Source organism: Mycobacterium sp. SMC-14, assembly GCF_046250075.1.
Taxonomy (GTDB): Bacteria; Actinomycetota; Actinomycetes; order Mycobacteriales; family Mycobacteriaceae; genus Mycobacterium.
In genome coordinates this window covers 420,814-446,046 of sequence record NZ_CP176429.1, presented here as the reverse complement: position 1 = coordinate 446,046, position 25,233 = coordinate 420,814, and the positions used below count along the sequence as shown (strand labels likewise).

General features: G+C 68.2%; 25 protein-coding genes. 11 read left to right on the top strand and 14 right to left on the bottom strand.

Annotation, left to right across the window (positions count from 1 at the left end; translation table 11 throughout):
• Window positions 1-35 precede the first annotated feature (35 nt).
• Window positions 36-875 (top strand): bifunctional hydroxymethylpyrimidine kinase/phosphomethylpyrimidine kinase, encoded by an 840-nt coding sequence (gene thiD, locus ACKY0W_RS02130; protein ID WP_409437924.1) that lies wholly within the window; start codon window positions 36-38, stop codon window positions 873-875.
• Between the two features lie 11 nt (window positions 876-886).
• Window positions 887-1,498 (top strand): alpha/beta family hydrolase, encoded by a 612-nt coding sequence (locus tag ACKY0W_RS02125; RefSeq protein ID WP_409437923.1) that lies wholly within the window; start codon window positions 887-889, stop codon window positions 1,496-1,498.
• An 11-nt stretch (window positions 1,499-1,509) separates the two neighbouring features.
• Here the strand turns inward: ACKY0W_RS02125 and ACKY0W_RS02120 are convergent, their stop codons facing one another.
• Window positions 1,510-2,511, bottom strand: a complete 1,002-nt coding sequence (locus tag ACKY0W_RS02120; protein ID WP_409436200.1) for a beta-ketoacyl-ACP synthase III — start codon at window positions 2,509-2,511, stop codon at window positions 1,510-1,512.
• Between the two features lie 91 nt (window positions 2,512-2,602).
• Window positions 2,603-2,791 carry a hypothetical protein gene (locus ACKY0W_RS02115; protein ID WP_409436199.1) on the bottom strand — a complete coding sequence of 63 codons (189 nt, stop codon included), beginning with the start codon at window positions 2,789-2,791 and terminating at the stop codon, window positions 2,603-2,605.
• A gap of 109 nt (window positions 2,792-2,900) precedes the next feature.
• On the opposite strand from ACKY0W_RS02115, the gene ACKY0W_RS02110 reads away from it, so the two are divergent.
• Window positions 2,901-4,385 (top strand): flavin-containing monooxygenase, encoded by a 1,485-nt coding sequence (locus ACKY0W_RS02110; protein ID WP_409436198.1) that lies wholly within the window; start codon window positions 2,901-2,903, stop codon window positions 4,383-4,385.
• A gap of 94 nt (window positions 4,386-4,479) precedes the next feature.
• Here the strand turns inward: ACKY0W_RS02110 and ACKY0W_RS02105 are convergent, their stop codons facing one another.
• The 7 genes from ACKY0W_RS02105 to thiO form a co-directional block, all read right to left on the bottom strand.
• Entirely contained in the window at window positions 4,480-5,763 is a 1,284-nt protein-coding gene (locus ACKY0W_RS02105) for a TetR/AcrR family transcriptional regulator (protein ID WP_409437922.1), read from the bottom strand.
• A 127-nt stretch (window positions 5,764-5,890) separates the two neighbouring features.
• Window positions 5,891-7,348 carry a M28 family peptidase gene (locus ACKY0W_RS02100; RefSeq protein ID WP_409436197.1) on the bottom strand — a complete coding sequence of 486 codons (1,458 nt, stop codon included), beginning with the start codon at window positions 7,346-7,348 and terminating at the stop codon, window positions 5,891-5,893.
• A complete protein-coding gene (locus tag ACKY0W_RS02095) occupies window positions 7,345-8,844 on the bottom strand; it encodes a M28 family metallopeptidase (RefSeq protein WP_409436196.1) in 1,500 nt (499 codons plus the stop codon). Before ACKY0W_RS02095 ends, ACKY0W_RS02100 begins: the two co-directional genes overlap by 4 nt.
• 36 nt (window positions 8,845-8,880) lie before the next feature.
• Window positions 8,881-9,639, bottom strand: a complete 759-nt coding sequence (locus ACKY0W_RS02090; RefSeq protein ID WP_409436195.1) for an SGNH/GDSL hydrolase family protein — start codon at window positions 9,637-9,639, stop codon at window positions 8,881-8,883.
• A 79-nt stretch (window positions 9,640-9,718) separates the two neighbouring features.
• Complete coding sequence (locus tag ACKY0W_RS02085) at window positions 9,719-10,480, bottom strand: thiazole synthase (RefSeq protein WP_409436194.1); 762 nt, start codon at window positions 10,478-10,480, stop codon at window positions 9,719-9,721.
• The gene (thiS, locus tag ACKY0W_RS02080) at window positions 10,473-10,670 is read right to left on the bottom strand and encodes a sulfur carrier protein ThiS (RefSeq protein WP_046286680.1); all 198 of its coding nucleotides are present in this window, start codon (window positions 10,668-10,670) and stop codon (window positions 10,473-10,475) included. Before thiS ends, ACKY0W_RS02085 begins: the two co-directional genes overlap by 8 nt.
• The gene (gene thiO / locus ACKY0W_RS02075; RefSeq protein ID WP_409436193.1) at window positions 10,667-11,740 is read right to left on the bottom strand and encodes a glycine oxidase ThiO; all 1,074 of its coding nucleotides are present in this window, start codon (window positions 11,738-11,740) and stop codon (window positions 10,667-10,669) included. Before thiO ends, thiS begins: the two co-directional genes overlap by 4 nt.
• Window positions 11,741-11,801: 61 nt before the next feature.
• On the opposite strand from thiO, the gene thiE reads away from it, so the two are divergent.
• A complete protein-coding gene (gene thiE / locus ACKY0W_RS02070) occupies window positions 11,802-12,491 on the top strand; it encodes a thiamine phosphate synthase (protein ID WP_409436192.1) in 690 nt (229 codons plus the stop codon).
• A 67-nt stretch (window positions 12,492-12,558) separates the two neighbouring features.
• Here the strand turns inward: thiE and ACKY0W_RS02065 are convergent, their stop codons facing one another.
• Window positions 12,559-13,020, bottom strand: a complete 462-nt coding sequence (locus tag ACKY0W_RS02065; RefSeq protein WP_406756537.1) for an NUDIX hydrolase — start codon at window positions 13,018-13,020, stop codon at window positions 12,559-12,561.
• A 168-nt stretch (window positions 13,021-13,188) separates the two neighbouring features.
• Here ACKY0W_RS02065 and glnX point away from each other — a divergent pair, with 168 nt between their 5' ends.
• Genes glnX through ACKY0W_RS02045 form a run of 4 tightly spaced genes read left to right on the top strand, consistent with a single transcriptional unit; the run spans window position 13,189 to window position 18,312 of the window.
• The gene (gene glnX, locus ACKY0W_RS02060) at window positions 13,189-14,508 is read left to right on the top strand and encodes a protein kinase G-activating protein GlnX (RefSeq protein ID WP_406756538.1); all 1,320 of its coding nucleotides are present in this window, start codon (window positions 13,189-13,191) and stop codon (window positions 14,506-14,508) included.
• Entirely contained in the window at window positions 14,505-15,491 is a 987-nt protein-coding gene (locus ACKY0W_RS02055; protein WP_409436191.1) for a glutamate ABC transporter substrate-binding protein, read from the top strand. The genes glnX and ACKY0W_RS02055 overlap by 4 nt, the downstream gene beginning before the upstream one ends.
• Window positions 15,434-17,872: a serine/threonine-protein kinase PknG gene (locus ACKY0W_RS02050; protein ID WP_409436190.1), complete on the top strand. Its 2,439-nt coding sequence runs from the start codon at window positions 15,434-15,436 to the stop codon at window positions 17,870-17,872. The genes ACKY0W_RS02055 and ACKY0W_RS02050 overlap by 58 nt, the downstream gene beginning before the upstream one ends.
• A gap of 47 nt (window positions 17,873-17,919) precedes the next feature.
• Window positions 17,920-18,312, top strand: coding sequence for a cupin domain-containing protein (locus ACKY0W_RS02045; RefSeq protein WP_409436189.1), 393 nt, complete (start codon window positions 17,920-17,922; stop codon window positions 18,310-18,312).
• Here the strand turns inward: ACKY0W_RS02045 and fgd are convergent.
• On the bottom strand, window positions 18,303-19,337 hold the full coding sequence (gene fgd / locus ACKY0W_RS02040; protein WP_409436188.1) for a glucose-6-phosphate dehydrogenase (coenzyme-F420): 1,035 nt from the start codon (window positions 19,335-19,337) through the stop codon (window positions 18,303-18,305). The genes ACKY0W_RS02045 and fgd overlap by 10 nt on opposite strands.
• A 43-nt stretch (window positions 19,338-19,380) precedes the next feature.
• Between fgd and ACKY0W_RS02035 the strand changes: the two genes are divergently transcribed.
• On the top strand, window positions 19,381-20,136 hold the full coding sequence (locus tag ACKY0W_RS02035; RefSeq protein ID WP_409436187.1) for an MBL fold metallo-hydrolase: 756 nt from the start codon (window positions 19,381-19,383) through the stop codon (window positions 20,134-20,136).
• 218 nt (window positions 20,137-20,354) lie between these two features.
• Window positions 20,355-20,750, top strand: a complete 396-nt coding sequence (locus ACKY0W_RS02030) for a heme-binding protein (RefSeq protein WP_409436186.1) — start codon at window positions 20,355-20,357, stop codon at window positions 20,748-20,750.
• Window positions 20,751-20,760: 10 nt separating this feature from the next.
• Here the strand turns inward: ACKY0W_RS02030 and ACKY0W_RS02025 are convergent, their stop codons facing one another.
• A complete protein-coding gene (locus tag ACKY0W_RS02025) occupies window positions 20,761-21,675 on the bottom strand; it encodes an SAM-dependent methyltransferase (RefSeq protein ID WP_406756544.1) in 915 nt (304 codons plus the stop codon).
• 25 nt (window positions 21,676-21,700) lie between these two features.
• Window positions 21,701-22,381 carry a potassium channel family protein gene (locus ACKY0W_RS02020; protein WP_409436185.1) on the bottom strand — a complete coding sequence of 227 codons (681 nt, stop codon included), beginning with the start codon at window positions 22,379-22,381 and terminating at the stop codon, window positions 21,701-21,703.
• Window positions 22,382-22,527: 146 nt separating this feature from the next.
• Between ACKY0W_RS02020 and ACKY0W_RS02015 the strand changes: the two genes are divergently transcribed.
• Entirely contained in the window at window positions 22,528-24,024 is a 1,497-nt protein-coding gene (locus ACKY0W_RS02015) for a potassium/proton antiporter (protein WP_409436184.1), read from the top strand.
• A gap of 66 nt (window positions 24,025-24,090) precedes the next feature.
• Here the strand turns inward: ACKY0W_RS02015 and ACKY0W_RS02010 are convergent, their stop codons facing one another.
• Entirely contained in the window at window positions 24,091-25,206 is a 1,116-nt protein-coding gene (locus ACKY0W_RS02010; protein WP_409436183.1) for an alkaline phosphatase family protein, read from the bottom strand.
• Between the last annotated feature and the right edge of the window lie 27 nt (window positions 25,207-25,233).

Genomic DNA, 25,233 nt, shown 5'->3' with positions numbered 1-25,233 from the left:
AGCCGGGCGAAGCGGGTCGCCACTCATCCAGCACAGTGAACTTCCTGCCGCTGGCCCCGCCGGGTGCGACACCGGTACGGATACTCACCGTTGCCGGCTCGGACTCCGGCGGCGGCGCGGGCATTGCGGCCGATATGCGTACGTGCGCGTTACTCGGGGTTCACGCCTGCGTCGCGGTGACCGCGGTGACGGTGCAGAACACCGTGGGAGTCAAGAGCTTTCACGAGGTTCCCGCCGAAACCGTCGCCGCCCAGATCAATGCGGTGGTGCCCGATATCGGAATCCAGGCCGCCAAGACCGGGATGCTGGCGTCCGCGCAGATCATCACCGCGGTGGCGGCGACCTGGCGGGAACTGGGGCTGACGGTCCCCCTGGTGGTCGATCCGGTGTCGGCGTCCATGCACGGCGACGCACTGCTGGCGTCGTCGGCGCTGGATGCGCTCCGCGACAGCCTGTTTCCGCTGGCGACCCTGGTGACCCCGAATCTGCACGAGGTGCGACTGCTGGTCGATATCGACGTGGTCGACGCCGCATCCCAGCGTGCGGCGGCTCGTGCGCTGCATGCCCTGGGACCGCGGTGGGCACTGGTCAAGGGCGGACACCTGCCCTCGGCGGAGCACAGTCCGGACCTGCTCTATGACGGCACCGATTTCCTGGAGTTCCCCGGGCCGCGGGTGGCTACCGGCGACGACCACGGCGCCGGCGACACGCTCGCGGCGGCCTCGGCAGCCGCGCTGGCGCACGGGTTGTCCGTTCCGGACGCGGTGGCGTTCGCCAAACGCTGGGTGACCGAGTGCCTGCGGGCCGCCTACCCGCTGGGCCAGGGGCACGGCCCGGTCTCGCCGTTGTTCCGGTTGGGGCTGGGCGCCTCGTGAGCCTGGAGGAAATCGCCGGTTTGGACGGGCTAGCGCACCGCCCAGACGGCACCCCCGTCGGAGTGGTATTGCTCACGCACGGCGCCGGCGGAAACCGTGATTCCCCGATGCTGCAACGGCTTTGCGATGAATGGTCGCGTCGCGGTTTCCTGGCGGTCCGCTACAACCTGCCATTCCGGCGGCGTCGCCCCAAGGGCCCGCCGTCGGGATCGGGCGCCGGCGATCGGGAGGGCATCACCGAGGCGATCGAATATGGCCGTGCCCTGGCCGACGGTCCGCTGATCGTCGGTGGGCATTCCTACGGCGGCCGGCAGACCTCGATGGTGGTGGCTGCCGGCGATGTCGCGGTCGACCTGCTGACGCTGTTCTCCTATCCGCTGCACCCGCCGGGGAAACCCGAGCGCACCCGCACCGAACACCTGCCCGAGATCGTCGTACCGACCGTGTTCACCCACGGCAGCTCGGACAGCTTCGGAACCGGCGCAGAGATTCGCGCTGCCGCCGCCCTGATACCCGCGCCGCATGAGGTCGTCGAAATCACCGGCGCCCGCCACGATCTGGCGTCCAAGACACTGGACGTGCCGGTACTGGCGGTCGACGCGGCGCTACGCCTGCTGGGCTGAGCCCGCGGCGATCAGGGCAGAACGACGACGCTGGCCGCGTAGCTCAAACCCGACCCGTAGCCGAGCAGCAGGGCCAGCTCACCGGATTTGGCGATTCCCGCCGACAACAGCTGCTCCATCGCCAGCGGGATAGATGCCGCGGAGGTGTTGCCGCTGTTCTCGATGTCATTGGCGACGACGACGTCGGAGCGCAGCTCGAGACTCTTGGCGATCAGCGCGTTGATCCGGCTGTTGGCCTGGTGTGGAATGAAGACGTCGATATCGTGGGCTTGCAACCCGGCCGCCGCGATGGCTCGTCTCCCGACGTCGCTCATTTCGTATGCTGCCCAGCGGAATACCGTGCTGCCGTCCATGCGCAGGAAGGGCCGTGGCCCGTCCGGCTGCTCGGTGTAGCTGATCCAGTCGATGTCCTGGCGGATCGCGTCACGGTTCTCGCCGTCACTGCCCCACACGATCGAGCCGATACCGTGCACCGGAGTCTCGCCGACGACGACCGCACCGGCCCCGTCGCCGAAGATGAAGCAGTTCGAACGGTCCTGCATATCGATCGTTGGCGAGAGCACTTCAGAACCGATGACCAAAGCGGTGTTGATGGTCCGGCCGCGGAGCAGATCGGCCGCCACCCCCAGGGCATAACCGAACCCTGCGCATCCGGTGGCCACATCGAAGGCAGGCACGCCCTGCGCTCCGAGGGCGACCGCGACGGTGGGCGCGCACGAAGGAGTTTGGCGGAAGTTGGTACTGGTCGCGACGATCACCGCGTCCACGCCAGACCCGTCGAGCCCGGCCTGGGACAGCGCGCTGCGGCCGGCCTCGATGGCCAGACCCGCCACGGTGTCGGTCTCCTCGGCGAACCGGCGCGTCTTGATTCCGGTACGGGACTGAATCCATTCGTCGGAGGAGTCGATGCGCGCACAGATCTCGTCGTTGGTGACCACCCGTGCCGGGCGAGAAGCGCCGACACCGAGCAGGCCGATCGGCCGGGTGGTCGCAGGATGGCGAATCTCGCTCAAGAAAACGTCTCTCGGTCTTAGGCCAACAGCTAACTAAAGCGTCTAACCATAACGTCCCCTGCGCCGGCGGCGGCCCCGTACCGGCAACCCCTCAGCGGTCGTAGTCATCCTCATCGGCGGGCACACCCCGGTGCTGCTCGACCACGTCGGCGATGTCGGCGTTGTCGCCGGCGGCGATCTCCGGGCCCGGCGTTTCGTCGTCGGCCTCGTCGCCCGCGGCGGCCGGAACCTCCTGTTCGGCCAAGTCTGCGTCGCTGGCTTCGACATTGCGGCTGGTCATGACTGCCCTCCCCGAAATCTCCGAACAGCGTGCAAGGCCCATTGTCTCCCATCCGCGGGGCGGCCCGGGAGCTTCGCTGGTTACCGGTGAGTCAGGTACCTTAATTTTCATGGGTATCGAGCAGTTCGACGTCGTGATCGTGGGTGCGGGCTTCGGCGGAATGGGCGCGGCCATCGAGCTGAAGAAGCTCGGCTACCACGACATCGTCCTGCTCGAGCGTGAAGACGATCTCGGCGGAACCTGGCACGTCAACCACTATCCCGGCCTGGCCGTCGACATCCCGTCGACCACCTACGCGTACTGGTTCGAGCCGAATCCGTACTGGTCGCGGATGTTCGCACCCGGCGAGGAGATCAAGCGGTACGCCGAGCACGTCGCCGACAAGTACGACGTGCGCCGCCACATGCGCTTCAACACCACCGTGGACAGTGCCCAATGGGACGAGGACGCCCAGCGCTGGCAGGTGGCCCTGGCCGGCGGCGAGACGCTCAGCGCCCGATTCCTGATCACCGCCACCGGTTTCCTGTCCCAGCCGCGCAACCCGGACATCGCCGGGATCGACAGCTTCGCCGGGAAGGTGGTGCACACCGCCGCCTGGGACCACGACTACGACTTCACCGGACGTCGGGTCGGGCAGATCGGCACCGGCGCTACCGCGGTGCAGCTGATCCCGCAGTTGGCCAAGACCGTCGCAGACCTGACCGTGTTTCAGCGCACCGCGATCTGGGTGGCGCCCAAGCTCGACTTCCGGATCCCGGCGCGGCTGCAGAAACTGTTCGCTCGCGTTCCGTTCGCCCAGCGGGTGATGCGCTTCATCAGCGACTACCTGCTGGAGTTCATGACGGTGACCGCGGTGTTGAACTACCCCGCCTTCCGGCGGCTGTCGATCGCCGGGATGGACGCGTGCAAGATCCACCGGTTCGTCCAGATCCGCGACAAGGAACTGCGAGCCAAGCTGACCCCGACCTACGACATCGGCTGCAAGCGGCCCAGCTGGTCCAACGACTACTACCGCAGCTTCACCAAGCCACATGTGCACCTGGAGACCACCGGCATCGAGCGGATCGAGCCGGACGGCATCGTCACCGTCGACGGCCACAAGACCGTCATCGACACCCTGGTGCTGGCCACCGGATATGACCTGTGGGAGGCAAACTTCCCGGCGATCGAGATCATCGGGCGGGACGGGCGCAACCTGGGCAAGTGGTGGCGGGAGACCCGGTTCCAGGCCTACCAGGGCCTGTCGATACCGCATTTTCCGAACTTTTTGAGCCTGGCCAGCCCATACGGGTTCTCCGGCCTGTCGTTCTTCAACACCATGGAATACCAGATGCGGCACATGGGCCGGCTCTTCGGCGAGCTGCAGCGCCGCAACGCTACGACGTTCGAGGTCACCGAGGCCGCCAACACCCGGTTCCTGGACGCCATGACCAAACGGCTGGACCACACAGTGTTCTACGCCGGGGACTGCACCACGTCGCGGTCCTACTACTACAACCCCAGTGGCGAAGCGACGCTGCTGCGGCCCACCACCGTGCGCAACGCGGTGCGCGACGGCTCGCAGTTCCCGCTAGAGGACTACGAAATCGCCTGATCGACCAGGCGGTTCAGCGAGGCTCGACGCAGGAGAGCCGAAGCTGGGACCGCCTCATGAACCAGCGGTTCAGCGAGGCTCGACGCCAACCACCTCAGGTGTCGAGGCCGCGGAACACAATGGACTCCATCAGCCTGCGCAAGCAGGCCTGCGCATAACCCGGGCCCCCGGCCAGAAAACCGGTACCCGGTATCTCGCCGCCTCGGGCGACCCGCCCCAGGTCGTCCACGAGCGCCGCCAAAGCGTGCACCAAGAACTTGGCGTGCATCGAATCCAGGTCCGGCCTGATCGCCATCAGCGGTCGGGCCCAGGTTTCGATGAACGCGCGCTCGGAAGCGCGCAGCAGTTCGCGTTCTGCCGGCGCCAGGTTCACCCGCTCGGTGTCATAGACCGACGCCAACTCGGGGTTGGCGAACACGGTAGCCACATATGCCTCGATCAACCGGCGCAGCGCCTCTTCGGGCTCGGCGAAGACGCCGGCGATAGCGGCCATCTCCCCGGCTATCCGGTCCACGGCGCGCTGCAGCCCCGTCGTCAAGATGTCGCTCTTGCTCGAGAAATAGCGGTAGACGCCGGATGCGGGGACACCCACGGCGTCGGCGATCTCGGTGACGCCGGTCTCGGCATATCCCTGCTTGCCGAACAACAGCACCGCCGAGTTCAGCAGTGCCTCATACGGTCCGGCGTCCGGCGTGAAGATACGCCACACCGACGGCCGATTGACCCCCACGTCGTCGGATCCAGGAAGCTGCGCGGCGACCACCGATCGCGACGCATCGATGAGCAACGGCTTGATCTCGTCATCCGGGAGCTGAAGCCGGTGTCCGATGATGCTGCCGGCGACACTGACCAGCGCTACCGTCAGCGTCCACTGCTCCAAGGAGTTCAGTTCCGGACGCATGACGCTGATGGGCCGTTTCAGACGCGCACCGACGGTGTGCATCTGCGTCATGAGCTTGGCCTGGTCTTCCGACTGCAGGTAGCGAGCCTGCCACCGGAACAGCCCACTGGCCTCACGGTTGAGGATCGACGACGTGATGAGCCCGTCGACGACCTGGTCCAATACCGCCGGCGCGTCGTTGTGAAGGTCGGCGTCGGACAACTCGTCGACGAAAGCAGTCGAGTCGATCAGCTGCTGCCCAAGCGAGCCGACGACGACCGCGAACATCTCGTACTTGCTGGGATAGTGCCGGTACAGCGCCGGCGCGGAGATCCCGACCTTGGAAGCTATCGCCTCCATGCTGGTCGCGTGGTAACCCTGCGCACTGAAAGTTTCCGCGGCAGCACGCGTGATCTGCGCCTTGCGGTCCTTGGGGCGCCGCTTTATGCGGGCACCAGTGCGTCCGACAGGGTCGTTCGTGGCACCAAGCGAGGTCACCACCCCCGATCAACTCAGGCCAGCTCTGTCACGTGCACAGCATTATTAACACAGCCGGGTAAACGGGCTACAGCGGATTCAATATAGAGCCCGCCCGTACGTGTACCGATGCCCGCCCAATGCGGGACTACGGCCCCAGCGGAGCCCGATGACGCTTATCGCGCGCCGGGACACCATTGGGGCCGCCGATGGACTGCGCATAGTTTGCCACTGTGAACGCCACCGCGGCACCGGTTAGCGCCAATGCGTGCTGATTGATCTGTTCGACCGTGTCGCCGGGGCCGTGGTAGTTCGGGTCGAACGCCGCTCCGGGCTTTCCACCCCACAGTCGGGCCTGTGCGGTGGTCTTGAGTTGAGAGGCACCGGTGGTGATGCCCCCGATCGGCACCCCGGCCACCACAAACGGGCTGTAGTCGGTGTCACTGCTCAGCGGCATGTCGGCGGGCCGCACGCCCACCAGGTTGAGGTAACCGGACAGGGTGCGTTCGATACCGGCCGACCCCACCGGCACGTCAGCGGGGGTGATGTCGCGGCTCGGCAGCGCGGACTGGTCTCCGTCATAGGTGAAGAAGCCAGGATTGGGCGAGGCGAGCATGTCGAAATTGAGGTACAGCGCGATGTCGTTGAGCTGGTCGCGGTCGAGCCCGAAGACGTAGTCGCTGGAACCGCCGAGCTGTTGTTCCTCGGCGCCCCAGAACGCAAAGCGGACCGCATTGGTCACAGCCGGCTCCGGGCCCAGCTGCAGCGCGGTCTCCAACACCGCGGCCACCCCAGAGCCGTTGTCGTTGATTCCCGGCCCGCCCGGTGCACCGTCCAGGTGCGCCCCGACCATCACGACCTCATGCTCAGAGCCGGTTTTCGTCTGCGCCACGACATTGCGGGAAGTGATCTTCACGGTGTTGGCATCCAGCACCAGCCGCACCTTCCCGGTGGTGCGCCGCAGCGCGCTGTCGCCGTCGCGCCCGGCCACCGCCACCGGCATGGTGAGGTGGTCGTAGTACTCGGGCGGGAACAATCCGGCAGGAGCTCCGTTGCGGCTCGGCAGGCTCACCACGACCAGTGCGGCGGCGCCATGCTCGGCGGCCACGTTCTGCTTGACCACCACCGAACAGCCGGCGTCGCTGACCACGGCGATCCCCCCGCGGGGCACTTTCGGGGGATAGTCGGCCGCCGCGCAGCCCGACGAGCGCGTCGGGCGGACCACCGGACCGCTGACCCCACCGGCCGGAGTGCGCACCAGCAGCGAGGCCTGATCGACCGAGTAGCCGATCCCGGCGACGGTCAGCGTGGGCTTGCCGGCCGAGACGGTGTCCAGCCTGATGAGCTCCGGTGTCGCCACCTCGAAGCCCTTGTCCCGCAGGGCATTGGCCACGTAGTCGGCACTGGCGTCGAACCCCGGTGTGCCGTCGGCCCGATTCCGCTGGTGTGCGTCAGCGATCTCCTGCAGGCGCTGCAGGTGCGCAAGCATCGCGCCAACGGTGACCTGACCGGCCAGCCGATTCGACAGCGGGGGCGAGACCGGCTCCGGCGCGCAGCCCGCCAGCACGCCGACGGCGACCAGCAGGGCTGCGGCCGGACGGATCATGGCTGGGTGACGGCGTGGCGGGTGCGATCGTCTCGCACCGGGACCCCGTTGCGGCCGCTGAGATCCTGGGCATACAAGCCGACGGAGTAGGGCACGCCGCCGCCATTGATGGCCAGTTCGTCGCGGTCGATGTTCTCGATGGTGTCGCCCTTCTGGTGATAGTTCGGGTCGAAGGGCTCATCGGCGGCGCCGCCCCACAGTTTGGCTTCCTCGGGCGACTTCTTGACCTCCGCGCCGGAGAACAACCCGCCCGACGGGATACCGGCCTGGGTGAACCCGTCATAGTCGGACCGTCCGTCGAATGAGGTGTCCTGGGGCTCCTTGCCGGCCGACTTGAGATAGGCGACCATGGTCCGCTCGATGCCCGCCGAACCTTCCGGCACCACCGGCTGGCCCCGCTTGTCCACCGGCAGCGATTGGTCGCCGTCATAGGTGAAGTAGCCCGGATTCGGCGAGCCCAGCATGTCGAAGTTCAGGTACAGCGCGATGTTCTTGAGCTGCTCCACGTCGAGCGACTCGACGTACTTCCGCGAGCCGATCAGGCCGAGCTCCTCGGCGCCCCAGAAACCGAACCGCACCGCGTTGCGCACCTGCGGCGAATCACCCAACTGCAAAGCGGTTTCCAGCACCGCGGCAACGCCGGAGCCGTTGTCGTTGATGCCCGGACCCTCCGGAACGCTGTCCAGGTGAGCCCCGAGCATCACCACGTTCTCGGTCGACCCGGTCTTGGTCTGCGCGATCACATTGCGCGACGGGATGTCGTCGGTGTGCGCGTCGAGCTTGACCGTCATCGCCCCGTGCCCGTCCCGCAGCATCGCGCCGTCGGCCTTGGTCACGCTCACCACCGGAACCTTGACCTCGGTCTGCTCGCCCAGGGTGCCGCCCATCTTCGGTTCGTCGACGCTGTCGGCCACCACCATCGCCACCGCGCCCAACTCCACGGCGACGGCCATCTTCTCCTTGAACGGACAAGTGCCGCGATCGACCAGCACGACGGCGTCCTTGACCGTGAGCCCCTCATAGTCTTCGGCGCTGCAGCCCGGGCTGTCGTCGGCCGGCGCCGCGACCAGCGGGCCGGTGACACCCTCAGGCGCGGTGCCGAGGCTGTACATCAGCGCGCGGGCCTCGACGGTCTTGTCGCCGAGGTGCACCGAGCCCGGTTCGGACTTGAACACCCGGGCGGTGAACTCCGGGGTCGCCACGTCGAAGCCGTGATCGCGCAGGGCGCTGGCCACGTACTCGACGCTGGCGTCGTAGCCCGGGGTGCCGATGGCCCGGGTGCCGTTGTTGGCGTCGGCGATGTCCTGCAGCTTCTGGAGGTGGGCCATCATGGCGTCGACGGTGACCTTGTCGCGCAGGCTGCTGGCGAACTCAGCGGCCGCTGCGGGATCCGCTCCCTGCTCGGTGTTTTCCGGGGTGCGGCTGCAGCCGGCGCTGAACAGCGCACCGACCAACACAACGCCGAGGGCAGGGATTAACTTCGACTTGTACTCCACCGCGTCCACGTTAGTGGGTGCGCAGCACGGGTGAAGTCAGGCCCGGCCGCCAGCCTGCACGGCGAGCAACTCGGCGACTGCGGCCATCCCCGCGGCGTTGGGGTGAAAGGGCCACGGCCGCCAGGGCAGCGGCACGCCCGCGCCCACCGTCCAGGGCCGCGCCGACCACGGGTGGTGCTCACGGCTGGCCTGTCCGGCGCGGACGATCTCACAGTCGGTGGCCGCCGCCGCTGCGGCGGTGTGGCGCTCCAGTCGATCGGCGATGTGGCGGGCCAGGGTCACGACGTCCTGCGGCAGTCGCCCGGCCCGGACCCCGGCCGGAGGCAGCAGGGTCAGGTAGTCGACGAAGAGCACCCGAGCGCGCGGTGCGCGGTCCCGCACTGCCGCGCCGACCGCTCGCAGTGCTGCTTCGACCTCATCCAGTGCCTGCTCGCGCTGCCCGGGATCCAGCAGGCCGGCGATGGCCGGCAGCCGCCGAAAGACCCTGGGCAGCGTCGCGGCCATCAACAGCGGCACATAGCCGACGTCGTTGCCGCCGATGGTGATGGTCACCAGGGATTCCGAACCGTCGAGAGCCTCGATCTGCGGCGGCGCACCATGTTGGCGTTCGCTGCACAGATGGGCGGTCGTGGCGCCGGAGAACGTGACGTCCACCAGGTCGAGGTTCAGCGCCTGGGCAACCAAGTGCGGGTAGTTGCGCGCCGAGCGGCCCGACGCCGGGGGCGCGCCCGCGGCGCGAGGCCGGATCCCGGGGCCGGCCGCCATCGAACTTCCGAGGGCGACATAGCGTTTCACGATCGGCCGCTTCCGCCGAGTGTGAATCTCGCGACGCGACACGCCGCCGACGCGTCGCGATGTTCACACTCGGTGGGCATCACAGGGCGGGACTCGACGCCTGCGCCCAGAACCGCTTCGGAATACGTCCGGCGCGGCGCGCCAGATACCCCGCGGTGACAGCGGCGGCCATCGCCGCGGCCATCGCGGGCGGGTCGGTCGCCCGGGTCACCGCGGTGGCCAGCAGCACCGCATCGCATCCCAGTTCCATCGCCAGCGCGGCATCGCTGGCGGTGCCGATCCCCGCGTCGAGCACCACCGGCACCCCGGCGGCGGCAACGATCATCTCGATGCTGTGCGGGTTGGCGATGCCCAGCCCGGTGCCGATCGGCGATCCCAGCGGCATCACGGCCGCGCATCCGGCGTCTTCGAGCCGACGGGCCAGCACCGGGTCGTCATTGGTGTAGGGCAACACCACAAACCCGTCGTCGACCAATTGTTCTGCGGCGCGCACCAATTCGATGCCGTCGGGCAGCAGGGTGCGCTCGTCGCCGATCACCTCCAGCTTGACCCATTCGGTACCGAGCGCCTCACGCGCCAACTGGGCCGTCAGCACCGCTTCAGCGGCACTACGGCAGCCGGCGGTGTTGGGCAGTGGCGTGATACCCAGCCGACTCAGCAGATCTAGCATGCCGGTACCGCCTTCGGTGTCGACGCGGCGCATCGCGACCGTGGTCAGCTCGGTGCCGGAAGCCACCAACGCTTCTTCCAGCGATGTCAAGCTTTGCGCCCCACCGGTTCCCATGATGAGCCGGGAGCTGAACTCTCGCCCGGCAATGGTCAGCTTCGCGTCATCAACCACCTTGCACCGCCGTCACCACATCGAGACAGGCACCGTCGGACAGCGCAGTGGCCCAACGCGATTTCGGCAGCACCGCTTGGTCCACCGCCACCGCGATGCCGCGGTCGGGATAACCCATCGAAGCAAGCAGCGTCGCGACCGTGGTCGCCTCGGCCACTTCTACCTGCTTCTGGTTGACATTGATGATCATCGTTGCACTCCAACCGGAAGTAGTTCGGACACAACCTGTTCGGCGGTCCACGGCGCCAACAGGAACCCGTTGCGGCCGTGCCCGGCAGCGACATAGGTCCGTTCGTCGAGACGGTGCACCAGCGGTAGATTGTCCGGCGTCATGGGCCGCAGGCCCGCGGCACATTCGGCCAGCTCGTACTCGCCCAACGCCGGGACCAGCGCGCAGGCGTCGTCAAGCAGGTCGCGCACTCCGGAGACCGCCGGTGCGGTGTCCCGGCCGTGCTCGTACTGGGTGGCCCCCACCACCACGCCGTCGGGGCGCGGCACCAGGTAAACCGCCCGGCCGTGCACCCGGGCGCGGATCACCCGCTGCGGCGGGGGCAGGCAGCCTTTACGCCAGCGCAGCCGCAGCACCTCGCCCTTGACCGGCCGGATCGCCAAGCCGGGCCACAGTGCGGGGGCGTCGATGCCGTTAGCGATCACGACGGCGTCATCGGCGGCCACCTCGGCGAGGTCACGCACCGGCGGAGCCCAAGTCACGCCGAGTTCCTCGCAGGCGTCGACCAGCGCGGTGACCACCGCGCGGTTGTCGACGGCCAGTTCGGTGGGCGCCCGGAAACCATGCCGAATACCGCCGGCCAGCAGAGGTTCGACGTCGCGGGCGGCGGACTCCCAGATCACCGGATGGCCTTGGGCGGAGAGCCAGTCGGCTACGGTGCGCAGGTCGGCCACGTCGGCCCGGTCGGCGGCCACCACCAGCGATTCGCGCGCGGTGACAAGGTGGGCCGGCAGCCCGTCGAGGAAGTCGTGCCACAACTCCAGCGAGCGCAACCCCAGCCGCAAATGCTGATCCTCGCCCGGCCAGCCTTCACTGTGTGGGGCCAACATGCCGCCGGCCACCCAGGAGGCACCTGGTTGATACGGCGCTCCCAGCTTCGCCTCTCCTCCGTCGAGCCTCGCTGAACCGCCGGGCTCGCCGGTGCAGTGCACCCGCACCGTCCACCCGGCCCGGGCGGCCTGCCGGGCCACCGACAGCCCGATGACGCCGCCGCCGATCACGGCCAGCGAACCGAGCGAGGGTTCGGGCATGTGCTGCTCCCTTCCACCTGCTCGCGTGTCAACACACCAAGCTAGCCGCTAGCGTCGCGGTGTGCACAAACGCTCCGACCGTCTCGCCCGACTCGCTGATGCCCGGCTCTACCTGTGCACCGATGCCCGCCGGGAACGCGGTGACCTGGCCGAGTTCGCCGACGCCGCCCTGGCCGGAGGCGTCGACATCATCCAGCTGCGCGACAAGGGTTCGCCGGGCGAGCAGCGGTTCGGTCCGCTGGAGGCGCTCGGCGAATTGGCGGCGCTGGAGATCCTGGCCGATGCCGCGCGGCGGCACGGGGCACTGCTGGCGGTCAACGACCGCGCCGACATTGCCCGCGCCGCGGGCGCCGACGTGCTGCACCTGGGCCAGGACGACCTGCCGCTGCCGGCGGCGCGGGAGGTCATCGGGCCCGAGGTGCTGATCGGCCGCTCGACCCACGACCGCGATCAGGTCGCCGCGGCCCTGGCCGAACCTGTCGACTACTTCTGCACCGGGCCGTGCTGGCCCACCCCGACCAAACCGGGCCGGTCTGCACCGGGCCTGGAGCTGGTGCGGTTCGCCACTAACGCCGCGCAGCCCAGCACCAAGCCGTGGTTCGCCATCGGCGGCATCGACATCGAGCGGTTGCCGCAGGTGCTGGCCGCCGGCGCAGACCGGCTGGTGGTGGTCCGGGCGATCACCGCCGCCGAGGATCCTCGGGCGGCCGCGGCGGCCTTGCGGGCCGGGCTCGCACCGAGCGTGCACTGAGCGCGAGTTTTCCCAGCATTTTTCGCCCTGAGTACACGTTCGCCGCGCCGGACCGTCATTGCCGACGTCACACGCCGCGCAGCAGCTCCCAGCTGGCGGCGAACCCCGGATGCAACGGCAGCCCGGCGACCTCATGTTCGTCGACCCACCGCAGTTCGGTGCTCTCCCCGTTGGGCACCACCGGCAGCAATTCGTCGGCGTCGGCGACCACGGTGGTGTAGGTCCAGGTGGTGCCGCTGGCCGACGCGGTCACCACGGCCGCGCGCACCACGATCCGATCGGCGGGCAGGCCAGCCTCCTCCTGCGCCTCGCGGATGGCGGCCTCTTCCACAGTCTCATGACTGTCGCGGGCGCCGCCGGGCAGCGCCCAGGTGCCGCCCTGGTGACTCCACCAGGCGCGATGCTGCAGCAGCACGGTGCGGGAGCCATCGGGGCGGGGCGCCCGCAGCAACAGGCCTGCCGCACCGTGCCGGCCCCAGAAGCGGACGCCAGTATCGGAAAACGCCCACCCATCGCCGTCACCACGCACGCTTGGAAGCGTATCGGGGCGGGCAAGGTCTCGGTTCTGGCGAGATCACGCGACGTTTTTGACAACAACCGCGTCGAGAGGACGCGCAGACACCGCCCTCGCTCTTAGAATCCCTTTATTATCGTTGGTGCCGCGAGCAGCCGCACAGGGATGGAGTGAAGAACAGACGTGACCGTTGAGTTGGCGCACCCGTCAACCGAGCCGGCGGGGTTACGGTCACCGACCGAACCGGCCCGACCCCGCTGGTGGTTCTTCACCACCACCCCCGGACGCATTCTCGCCATCGGACTCATCCTCGCCGCCCTCGGCGGCATCAGCGCTTTCGCCACCGCGAGCGCGATCAACAACCGGCAGAACACCCTGACCACGGTTCTCGACCACACCGAGCCGTTGGCGTATGCCGCCGGGCAGCTCTACACCACCCTGTCGGTCGCCGACGCCGCAGCTGCCACCGCATTCATCGCTCAGGGCGAACCGCGTGCGGTGCGGGAACGCTACGAACAAGCCATCACCGCCGCCGCGGTGGCGGTGACCAGAGCCTCCGGCGGTCTGGACGACGAACCACTGCTGCAGCTGCTGGGGCGAATCAATGCGCAGCTGGCCGTCTACACCGGGCTGATCGAGACCGCTCGCACCAACAACCGCTCAGGAGATCCGGTCGGCTCGTCGTACCTGTCGGAAGCCTCCGAGCTGATGCAACACACCATCCTCCCCGACGCCCAGCGCCTCTACCAGGCCACGTCGGCGACCGTGGACCTTCAGACCACGGCGTCGACGCGGGTGCCGGCCCCGGTGATCCTGGTGGTGGCGACCACCGTGCTGTTCGGCGCGTTCGCACACCGCTGGCTGGCCCGGCACACCCGGCGGCGCATCAATCCCGGCCTGGTCGCCGGCGGCCTGGCGATCCTGCTGATGATCATCTGGGTCGGAACGGTGCTGGTGATCTCCACCGCGGGCAGTCGCAACGCCAAGGACACCGGCGCCGAATCACTCAAGGCGATCACCAACCTGGCGATCACCGCGCAGCAGGCGCGTGCCGACGAGACCCTGTCGCTGATCCGGCGCGGTGACGAGGAGACCCGCAAGCAGACCTTCTACCAGCGCCTCGACATGATGCAGGAGCAGCTGGAGGGTTACCTGGACCGCGGCGACGCCGTGGACAAGGCCGACCTGGCCAACGCCGGACAGCTGCTGGCCCGGTGGCGGCAGGCCAATGACCGGATGAACGCCTACATCAGCGTCGGCAACTACCGGGCCGCCACCCAGGTAGCGCTGGGCGGCAGCGGCGATGACTCGACGCCGGCGTTCGACCAGCTCGACGCGGCCCTGGACAAGGCGCTGCAGCACAGTCGCAATCAGCTGCGCGGCGATGTCCTCAACGCCCGCCGGGTACTGTCGGTGGCCCCGGTCGGGGGCGCGGTACTCAGCATGGGTGCCGCGATCGCGGTCGCGCTCGGGTTGTGGCCTCGACTGAACGAGTACAGATGATGAAACGCCGTCGGCCCCGGTTGCTGCTGTGCGCACTGAGTGCGGCATTGGTGCTGTCCGGCCTGACCGGATGCGGCCGCACCGAGTTCGTGACGGCGACCGCGATGCCGACGCTGCCGCCGCCCACTCCGGCCGGCATGGAGGAGCTGGCGCCCGAGGCGCCGCGCCCTCCCGGCCCGCGCACCGAGGACTGCGACGCCACCGCCAGCCTGCGCCCGTTCCACAACAAGGCCGAAGCGGACGCCGCGGTGGCCAAGATCCGCCACCGCGGCCGGCTGATCGTCGGGCTGGACATCGGCAGCAACCTGTTCAGCTTCCGGGATCCGATCACCGGTGAGATCACCGGTTTCGACGTTGACATCGCCGGGGAGGTGGCCCGCGACATCTTCGGTACGCCTTCGCAGGTCGAATACCGAATCCTGGCGTCGGCCGAACGGATCGCGGCCCTGCAGAAGTCCGAAGTCGATATCGTGGTCAAGACCATGAGCATCACCTGCGGCCGACGCGAGCTGGTGAACTTCTCGACGGTCTATCTCGTGGCCAACCAGCGTCTGCTGGTGCCGCGCGACTCCGCGATCCGCCAGGCCGCGGACCTCTCCGGCAAACGGGTCTGTGTCGCGCAGGGCACCACCTCGCTGCGGCGGATCCGCAACATCACACCCGCCCCGATCATCGTTTCGGTGGTGAACTGGGCCGACTGCCTGGTGGCGCTGCAACAGCGTCAGGTCGACGCCGTCAGCACCGACGACTCGATCTTGGCCGGACTGATGGCCCAAGACCCGTATCTGCACATCGTCGGTCCGAGCATGGACGAAGAGCCCTACGGCATCGGGATCAACCTGAATAACACCGGGCTGGTGCGTTTCGTCAACGGAACCCTGGAGCGCATCCGCCGCGACGGCACGTGGAACACCTTGTACCGCAAGTGGTTGACGGTGCTGGGGCCGGCGCCGTTGCCACCGACACCGAGGTACTCGGACTGATGGCGCGCCGCGACGATGAGGAGCGCAGCGACGCTGAGGAGCGGCGCAGCAGGCACGGCCGCGACGATGAGGAGCGCAGCGACGATGAGGAGCGCAGCGACGCTGAGGAGCGCAGCGACGCTGAGGAGCGCAGCGAGCACGATGCCGATGCACCGGACCAGGCCGCGGCCGAGCTGGACGACGACGGCCCGGCCACCCAGCGGGCCGACGTGCTGGCCGAATCGTCGTCGGTACGCCGGCCGATGTCGACCCAAGCGATCTTTCGGCCACGGGAGGGTTCGCACTCCGCGGGCTCGGCCGAATCCCACGACACGACGGTGGTGCGCACCGTCGCTCCGCGACGGCGTTTGGGCGGTGGCCTGGTGGAGATCCCTCGGGTCCCCCCGATCGATCCCCTCGCCGCGCTCATGGAAAATCCGGAGGTCGCCGAGTCCAAGCGATTCTGCTGGAACTGCGGCCGGCCGGTGGGCCGATCCACCGGAGAGGCGAAGGGCGCCTCCGAAGGCTGGTGCCCGCACTGCGGAAGTCCGTATTCTTTTCTGCCGCAGCTGAAACCAGGCGATATGGTCGCTGGACAGTACGAGATCAAGGGCTGCGTGGCCCACGGCGGTCTGGGCTGGGTGTACCTGGCGGTCGACCACAACGTCAATGAGCGCCCGGTGGTACTCAAAGGCCTGGTGCATTCCGGCGACGCCGAGGCGCAGGCCATCGCGATGGCCGAGCGGCAGTTCCTCGCCGAGGTGACCCACCCGTCGATCGTCAAGATCTTCAACTTCGTCCAGCACCCGGACTCCCACGGCGACCCGGTCGGCTACATCGTCATGGAGTACGTCGGCGGCCAGTCGCTCAAACAGCGCCGCGGCACCCGGCTGCCGGTGGCGCAAGCCATCGCCTACATGCTGGAAATCCTTCCCGCACTGGGCTATCTGCATTCTCTGGGGCTGGTCTACAACGACCTCAAGCCGGAGAACATCGTGCTCACCGAGGAGCAGCTGAAGCTGATCGACCTCGGCGCGGTGGCACGCATCAACTCGTTCGGCTACCTCTACGGCACCCCGGGCTTTCAGGCGCCCGACATCGTTCGCACCGGGCCCACCGTCGCCACCGACATCTACACCGTGGGCCGGACCCTGGCCGCGCTCACGCTGAAGCTCCGCACTCGTGACGGGCGCTACGTCGAGGGACTGCCCGACGACGACCCGGTGCTCAAGAAGTACGACTCCTACCGCCGGCTGCTGCGCCGGGCCATCGATCCCGACCCGCGCCGACGCTTCACCTCCGCCGAGGAGATGTCCGCGCAGCTGATGGGCGTGCTGCGCGAAGTGGTCGCGCGCGACACCGGGACACCACGGCCCGGGTTGTCGACGGTGTTCACCCGCTCGCGGTCTACCTTCGGTGAGCACCTGCTGGTCGCGCACACCGACGTCTACCTCGACGGGCACGTGCACTCCCAGAATCTGACGGCACGTGAGATCGTGACCGCCTTGCAGGTTCCGCTGATCGACCCGGGTGACGTTGCCGCCCCGTTGTTGTCGTCGATGGAGCTCAGCGAGCCGGTGCAGACGCTGGATTCGCTGCGGGCGGTACGGAACAGCTCACTGGAATCCGACGGCATCGATTTGTCGGAGTCCATCGGACTGCCGTTGATGGAGGTGCGTGCACTGCTCGACCTCGGCAACGTCACCAAGGCCACCAGCAAGCTCGACGAACTGGCCGAGCAGGTGGGTTGGCGATGGCGGCTGGTCTGGTTCCGGGGGGTAGCCGAGCTGCTCACCGGCGACTACGAGGCAGCCCGTAAGGATTTCACCGAGGTACTCGACATGTTCCCCGGCGAGCTGGCACCGAAGATGGCCTTGGCCGCCACCGCCGAACTGGCCGGAACCGAAGACGAGCGCGGCTTCTACGAGTCGGTGTGGCGCACCGACGACAGCGTGATCTCGGCCGCCTTTGGCCTGGCCCGCGCCCTCTCGGTAGAAGCCGACCGGACTGCAGCGGTTCGCACCCTTGACGAAGTGCCCGCTACCTCAAGGCATTTCACTACCGCACGGTTGACCAGTGCGGTGACGTTGCTGTCGGGGCGTTCATCCAGCGAGATCAGCGAGGCCCAGATCCGTGACGCCGCACGCCGGGTAGAGGCGCTGCCGGACACCGAACCGCGGGTATTGCAGATCCGGGCGCTGGTCCTGGGTGCCGCGATGGACTGGTTGACCGAGCACGAGGCCAGCACGAACCACATCCTGGGTTTCCCGTTCACCGAGCACGGGCTGCGACTCGGTGTGGAGATGGCGCTGCGCGCCCTGGCCCGGTTGGCGCCCACCCAGGAGCATCGCTACCGGCTGGTCGACACAGCCAATGCGGTGCGCCCGATGAGCACGTTCTAGGTCCGATGGCCGTAAACAGCTGGCGTCGGGGAACTTGCGCGCTCTCGGTGACCTTGTCGGTCGCCCTGGCGCCGTCGGCCACCGCGACGCCGAGCGACCGGATCAGGGGGGTGACCCTGTCGCAGACCACGGTCGATGGCCGCGACTACGTCCTGCGCGAGATCACCATCGAGCCCGGCGGCAGCACCGGCTGGCATTGGCACCCTGGCACCGTGTTCGGCGTCGTCCGCCAGGGCACCTTGACCCACAATCTCGCGGACTGCAGCCTCGACGGCAGCTATGGGCCGGGCGCTCAGATGACCGAACCCGGCGGCCCCGAGCATGCCCACGTCGGTCGCAATCTGGGATCGATTCCGGTGGTGCTGCAGGCGGTGTACCTGTTACCGATCGGCGCCCCGCTTGTCGAGGATGCGCCCGACCCCGGTTGCGGTTACCCCTGACCGGTCCTTGCTCCTGCCCCCAGCCGGCGCAGCCGCGGCTCCAGGTCGGTCTTGAACAGCTCCAGGAAGCGCCGCTGGTCGTGACCGGGAGCGTGAAACACCAGGTGGTTCAGGCCCCACTTCACATACTCGCCGACCTTCTCAACAGCCTCGTCCGGGTCTGAGGCGACGATCCAGCGCTTGGCGATCTGCTCGATCGGCAGCGCGTCGGCCGCTTTCTCCATCTCGATCGGGTCGTCGATGGAGTGCTTCTGCTCGGCGCTCAGTGACAGCGGCGCCCAGAAGCGGGTGTTGTTCAACGCCAAGTCAGGATCGGGGTCGTAGGAGATCTTGATCTCGATCATCTTGTCGATCGTGTCGGCGTCGCGCTCCGCGATGGCCGCGCCTTCCAACACGGCCGGCATCAGCTTTTCGGTGTAGAGCTCCTCGCCCTTGCCGGACGTGCAGATGAAGCCGTCACCCACGCGCCCCGCATACTTCGCCACCGCCGGCCCGCCGGCCGCGATGTAGACCGGTACGCCCGACTCCGGGACGTCGTAGATCGAGGCCCCCTTGAGCTTGTAGTAGTCGCCGTCAAAATCCACCCGGTCACCACGCCAGAGTTCGCGCATCAGGCGCACCGACTCGCGCAGGCGCCCGAACCGCTCCTTGAACTCGGGCCACTCGCCGGTGAAGCCGGTGGCGATCTCGTTCAGGGCCTCTCCGGTGCCGACGCCCAGGAAGATCCGCTGCGGGTACAGGCAGCTCATGGTCGCGAAAGCCTGCGCGATGACGGCCGGGTTGTACCGGAACGTCGGGGTCAGCACGGAGGTGCCGAGCTGGATCTTGCTCGTACGCTCGCCGACCGCTGTCATCCAGGCCAGCGAGAACGGGGCGTGCCCGCCTTCGTGGCGCCACGGCTGGAAGTGGTCGCTGACGGTGGCACTGTCCATGCCATGCGCTTCGGCGGCTACGCCGAGTTCCACCAGTTCCCGCGGCCCGAACTGCTCTGCCGATGCCTTGTACCCGAGTTTTAGTTCCGCCATTCCACCTTTTCTACTCTCCCGCCGCCTTTCTAAACTCACGGGCATGGGTGAGAAGCTCGTCGAACTGGTTCCGGTGACCGAGCGGGTGTACTTGGCCCGCGGCGAAGCCGTCAACTGGCTGCTGGTCACCGATGACACCGGCGTCATGTTGATCGACGCCGGTTACCCCGGTGATCGCACCGACGTGTTGGCGTCGCTGGGCGCCCTGGGCTACCACCCGGCCGACGTGCGGGCGGTGTTGCTCACCCATGCCCACGTCGACCATTTCGGTGCGGCGATCTGGCTCGCCAAGACGCACGGCACCCCGGTGTACTGCCACGCCGACGAGGTCGGCCACGCCAAACGCGAGTACCTGGAGCAGGTTTCACCGCTGGCGCTGGCTCCGCGCCTGTGGCGGCCGAGCTGGGCGCTGTGGAGCGCGCACGTGGTGCGTAGCGGCGGCCTGAACCGTGAGGGCATCCCGTCCGCGCAGCCGCTGACCGGAGAGATCGCCGCCGGACTGCCGGGGCAGCCCGTCGCCATCCCCACCCCAGGCCACACCCGCGGGCACTGCTCGTATCTGGTCGATGGCGTTCTGGCCAGCGGAGACGCGCTGATCACCGGCCATCCGGTGTTGTCGCACACCGGACCGCAACTGCTGCCGGCGCTGTTCAGCCACAGCCAGGAGGACTGTCTGCGCAGTCTCAGTGCGCTGGCTCTGCTGGAGACCGAGATCCTGGCACCCGGCCACGGCGATGTCTGGCATGGACCGATCAAAGAAGCCGCCGAGGCCGCAATCGACCGTGCCAGCAAACATTAAGGTCACGATCGCATAAGCGCTGATCCCGCAGATTAAGAGCGGACCTTAAACAATCCCTCCGCACTGGTGGAGCATTTGCCGCCAAAAGATGCGGCAGGTCCAGAAGCGATGGCCAAGAGCGCTGATGGCTGTGCCCCAGGACACACAGCGTGCACTCCAGCCGCGCGTACCTTGGGCTCCGGACGGGAATTGCATTCACCCACCCGGAAGGAACATCCATGTCGAAAGCCCACGGCTTCACCATGATTCGACGACTTGGCCTCGGTGCCGGACTCCTGGGCGCCACCGCCGCCACCCTGGTCATCGCGCCGTCGGCGTCTGCCGCACCGGACTGCAGTCCGGCCGGGGTATCGGGCACCGTGAACTCCGTGACCGGCTCCGCGCAGCAGTACCTGGCCGCGCACCCCGGCGCCAACGCGGTGGTGAATCAGGCCATCAGCTCCCCGCGGCCGCAAGTCGCCGCCGACGTGCGCAGCTACTTCACTGCCCACCCCCAGGAGTACTACGAACTGCGCGGAATCCTGGCGCCTATCGGTGAGACCCAACGGCAATGCCAAACCACCGGACTTCCGCCCGAGTTGGCTTCCGCCTACGCCGAATTCATGGCGGGATGACGCCGGCCGGTCAGATCCGGGTGGCCGCGACGTAGCGGATAGCCGCCGGAGCCCCGTCGAGCTCAGGATCGGAAAGCCGGGGCAGTCGGGCAGCCGCGAACAGGTCGGCGATACCGGATTGAGTTGTGGTCCAGCCACTTTCGGTGAGATGCCGAACGACATCGGTGTGCTCTCCGGAATAGAACGGTCCGGGCCCGGTCAGGCTCAGACCGCGCCGGCGCCACCGCTCGACGAGCGATTCGTGGTGCACAGCCTGCGGCCGGCTCGGCGGCACCGCGTGATCGGCGGCGAGCCGGCTGCCCGGGGCACTGAGCTGGGTAACCCCGTCGAGCAGACGATTCTGTGCGTCCGAGGGGACGTACCAGACCAGCAGCCCCTCGATGACCCACACCGTCGGCGCGGCGGCGTCAAAACCCACCCGCCGCAAGGCCGCCGGCCAATCGCCGCGTAAGTCGACGCCGACCGCGCGACGGTTGACGCTCGGCGTGGCATCCCAGGCCCGCATCGTGGTGGTCTTGAAGTCGACGACATGGGGGTGGTCGACCTCGTAGACGATGGTCTCGGCGGGCCACCACAGCCGGTAGGCGCGTGTGTCCAGCCCGGAGCCCAGGATCACCGCCTGGCGGATACCACCGCGGGCGGCGTCGGTGAAGAACGCGTCGAAGAAGTGGGTTCGCGCCGCGGAGAACTCCGCAAACCGGGGAAATCCCCCATCTTTGCCGAGCCGGCTGATGTCCAGGTCCCCGTCGGCTACCCGAATGCAGAACTCCAGGCCGACCTTATGCACCAACGGCGCCGCGAACGGGTCGCTGATCAGATCGCGCGACGCCGCCGCGGCCCGAGCGGCCGCCAGCACGGTGGCGATGACACCGGCACCGCTGGCCAAACTCCCGGCGTCGTCCTGCTCATTCGGCGCCGTATTCATGGATCCCCACCGCGGCGGCACGGCGTCAATGCATCCTTCTGCCGGCGGGTGCGCCGTGCACCACCGCCCGAACCTCGTCATCGATCCCGCTGGCCGCGGCGAACAGCATTTCGTCACCGGCCAGCAGCGCCTCGGTCGCCCGCGGCAGGATCACCTGGTCACCGCGCTGCACCGCGACCAGCGCGGCGCCCTCGGGCAGCACGATGTCGCAGACCCGCCTACCGATCAGCGGGTTGTCGTCGGGCAGGGTCAGTTTCGTCAGGCTGGCCTGACCGCGCCGCAAGCCCATCAACGGCACCAGATGGCCCACGTCGATCGCACCCTCGACCGCAGCGACCATCGCCCGCGGGGTGGAGACGGCCACGTCGATACCCCACTCTTCGGTGAACAGCGGCTCGTTGCGGGCGTTGTTGACCCGGGCCACCACCCGGGCCACTCCGAACTCCGCCTTCGCCAGCAACGCGGTAGCCAGGTTGGCCTTGTCGTCACCGGTGGCGGCGATCACCACATCACAGATCTCGATTCCGCATTCCCGCAGCGCGCTCAGCTCGCAGGCGTCGGCCAGCAGCCACTCGGCTTCCGGGACGGTATGGGGTTGGTAGTGCCCCGGGTTGCGCTCAATCAGCAGCACCCGGTGGCCGTCGCCGATCAGTTCTCGTGCGACGGATCGCCCCACCGCGCCGGCGCCGGCGATCCCGATGCGCATGATGGCTCCCCTCATCCCCGGCCGCTCCGGGCGTAACACGGTCGTGACAGCGCTACTGATTTACTGACAGATAACACGAACCCGCTGACTTTGAGCGAATCACATGGGCGGGTCCGACCGCCACCAACAGCCCGAACGGGGATCAGATGAGCCTGGAACAGCTCTACCTGGCTCTGTTGATCGGGGGCTTGGTACTGCTGGCCAGCATCATCGCCACCCGCGCGGCGGATCGAGTCGGGTTGCCCAGCCTGTTGCTGTTCCTGCTGGTCGGAGTCGTGATCGGCAACGACGGGCTGGGCCTGGATTTCTCCGACGTCCAGCTGGCCAGCGACCTGGGCACCACCGCGTTGGCGGTGATCCTGGTCGAAGGTGGTTTGACGACCCGGTTCGCCAACATTCGCCGGTTGCTGGCGCCGGCGGCCGTGCTGGCCACTGTCGGCGTCGTGGTCAGCATGGCGGTGATCGCGGTGGCCGCGCATCTGCTGCTGGGCATCAGTTGGCAATTGGCCTTCCTGCTGGGTGCGATCGTCTCACCGACCGACGCCGCGGCGGTGTTCTCCATCCTGCGGGTGCTGCCGCTGCCCAGACGGGTGGCCGGCCTGCTGGAAGCCGAGTCCGGTTTCAACGACGCGCCGGCGGCGATCGTGGTGCTGATGCTGAGCACGACGCCGTTGGTGATCGACCCGGTCCACGCCATCGGCGGGGTGTTCTATGAGCTGATAGCGGGCTCGGCGATCGGCCTGGTCGTCGGGCTACTCGGCGCGATGATGCTGCGTCGGGCGGCCTTGCCGGCGTCCGGCCTGTATCCGCTGGCGACGTTCGGGCTCGCCATGGTGGCGTTCGCGGCGGCGGCGTCGTTGCACTCCAGCGGATTCATCGCCGCCTACCTGTCGGGTGTGGTGCTGGCCAACTCCGGCCTGCCGCACCGCGCGGCCATCCGCTCGTTCGCCGAAGGGCTGGGCTGGCTGGCGCAGATCGGGCTGTTCGTGTTGCTGGGCCTGCTGGTGAGTCCGAGCCAGTTGTCCGGGGAACTGATCCCCGCGCTGATCATCGGGGCGGTGTTGCTGCTGTTGAGCCGGCCGTTGTCGGTGGTGGCGTCGCTGATCTGGTTCAAGGTGCCCTGGCGAGAACAGATCTTCCTGTCCTGGGCGGGACTGCGTGGCGCGGTTCCGATCGTGCTCGCAACATTCCCGATCGTCGAGGGCGTCCCGGACAGCTACCGCCTGCTCAACATCGTGTTCATCCTGGTGGTGGTCTACACCGTGGTGCAGGGCCCCAGCCTGGGCCTGTTCGCGCACTGGCTGCGGCTGATCCCGCGCGACGCCACCCGCGAGATCCAGGTCGAGGCGGCGCCGCTGGACGTCTTGGAGGCCGAGCTGCTGACGATGACGGTGCAGCCGGGGTCGAAGCTGCACAACGTCTCGGTGCTGGAGCTGCGACTGCCCGACCCGAGCGTGATCACACTGATCATCCGCAAGGGCGACACCTTCGTCCCCCAGCCCGACACCCGGATCACCGTCGGCGACGAGTTGCTGATCGTCACCACCAGCAAGACCCGCCTGTCGGCCGAACGTCGACTGCGGGCGGTCAGCCGGCGCGGCAAGCTGGCCCACTGGTTCGACGAGTACGGCGTCAAGGAGTAACCCCGTCTGCGTTGACTCTGCGGTGAGGGCGGGTGCTACTCGCACTTTTGCGCCCTGGACGCAGAGTCAACGAGAAAAGGTGAGCAGCGGGATCGCCATCTCGGCCGGGGTGAGCCCGCCGTGGAAGCCGACCAGTTGCGCCGTCTGCGGCGGCTCGTGGTCGGTCGCCAGGATCGCGGTGTCGCCGGTACAGGTCACCACGATGTCGCCGATGCGTGCCAGATGCCCGTCCCGCACGGGTCCGAATACCCCGGAGGCAACAGCCTGCTCGCGGGTCTGCACCAGGGCCCGCCCGGCCAGGCGTTCCGTCCAGGCCGCCAGCACGTCGGCCGTGGCACCGGGCTCGGTGTGCAGGTAGCGCACCCGCGGCTCGCCGGCGACCACCCGAATTCCGGCGCGTAGCACCGGATCCGCGTCGAGGTCGATTCGGGACTCCTCGGGCACGTTGAGCCCACCGTGGTCCGCGGTGACCAGCAGGGCCGCGTCGCGGGGCAGTTCCTCGAGGAGATGACGCAGCAGCGCATCGACCTTGGCGGCCGCGGCGTGCCAGTGCGGTGAGCCGATCCCCGACACGTGCGCGGCGTGGTCGAGTGCCGCGGTGTAGCCGTAGACCAGGCCCGGCGAGGCCAGCTCCGCTACGACCCGCTGGGCGTAGGGCTCCCCCTTGGCTACCGGGCAGAATTCCGCGCCTCGGTAGGCGGACTCGGTCAGCCCGCTGCCGACGAACATCTCCGGCAGCACGGCGCGCGCAGCCACGCCGGCGTCGTGCAGCCGCTCGAACCAGGTGGGCACCGGCTGCCAGCGCGCCGGCGGCGGCTCGTCACCCCAGAAGATGTGCGTGAGCACCCGATCGGTTCCGGGCACATTGACGGTGAAACCCAGCACGCCATGCTCGCCCGGCGCTACGCCGGTGCCCAGCGAGACCAGGCTGGTCGGCGTGGTGGAGGGGAACGTGCAGGACAGTTCGCTCAGGTGACCGGTGGTGCCGGCCAGCACCGAAGCCAGCAGGGGTGCGTCCTGGGTCAGTTGCGGCAATAGGTGATAGCCCAGCCCGTCGACCAACACCACCGCCACCCGCTGCACGTCACCGACGCGCTCGCGCAGACCGAGCGTGTCGATCGCGCCCGGAACTCCTAGCAGCGCGGCAGAAGACGGCAGGATGTCGCAGATCGAACCGGGCACCGGTTCAGCCTGCCATCGATCGGCGCG

What these genes read in the sequence shown, in the direction of transcription:
- ACKY0W_RS02115 (WP_409436199.1), bottom strand. Translation starts at nt 2,791, where the DNA reads ATGACCAGCCGCAATGTCGAAGCCAGCGACGCAGACTTGGCCGAACAG.
- ACKY0W_RS02110 (WP_409436198.1), top strand. Translation starts at nt 2,901, where the DNA reads ATGGGTATCGAGCAGTTCGACGTCGTGATCGTGGGTGCGGGCTTCGGC.
- ACKY0W_RS02100 (WP_409436197.1), bottom strand. Translation starts at nt 7,348, where the DNA reads ATGATCCGTCCGGCCGCAGCCCTGCTGGTCGCCGTCGGCGTGCTGGCG.
- thiS (WP_046286680.1), bottom strand. Translation starts at nt 10,670, where the DNA reads ATGATCATCAATGTCAACCAGAAGCAGGTAGAAGTGGCCGAGGCGACC.
- thiO (WP_409436193.1), bottom strand. Translation starts at nt 11,740, where the DNA reads ATGCCCGAACCCTCGCTCGGTTCGCTGGCCGTGATCGGCGGCGGCGTC.
- ACKY0W_RS02055 (WP_409436191.1), top strand. Translation starts at nt 14,505, where the DNA reads ATGATGAAACGCCGTCGGCCCCGGTTGCTGCTGTGCGCACTGAGTGCG.
- fgd (WP_409436188.1), bottom strand. Translation starts at nt 19,337, where the DNA reads ATGGCGGAACTAAAACTCGGGTACAAGGCATCGGCAGAGCAGTTCGGG.
- ACKY0W_RS02035 (WP_409436187.1), top strand. Translation starts at nt 19,381, where the DNA reads ATGGGTGAGAAGCTCGTCGAACTGGTTCCGGTGACCGAGCGGGTGTAC.
- ACKY0W_RS02030 (WP_409436186.1), top strand. Translation starts at nt 20,355, where the DNA reads ATGTCGAAAGCCCACGGCTTCACCATGATTCGACGACTTGGCCTCGGT.
- ACKY0W_RS02025 (WP_406756544.1), bottom strand. Translation starts at nt 21,675, where the DNA reads ATGAATACGGCGCCGAATGAGCAGGACGACGCCGGGAGTTTGGCCAGC.
- ACKY0W_RS02020 (WP_409436185.1), bottom strand. Translation starts at nt 22,381, where the DNA reads ATGCGCATCGGGATCGCCGGCGCCGGCGCGGTGGGGCGATCCGTCGCA.
- ACKY0W_RS02015 (WP_409436184.1), top strand. Translation starts at nt 22,528, where the DNA reads ATGAGCCTGGAACAGCTCTACCTGGCTCTGTTGATCGGGGGCTTGGTA.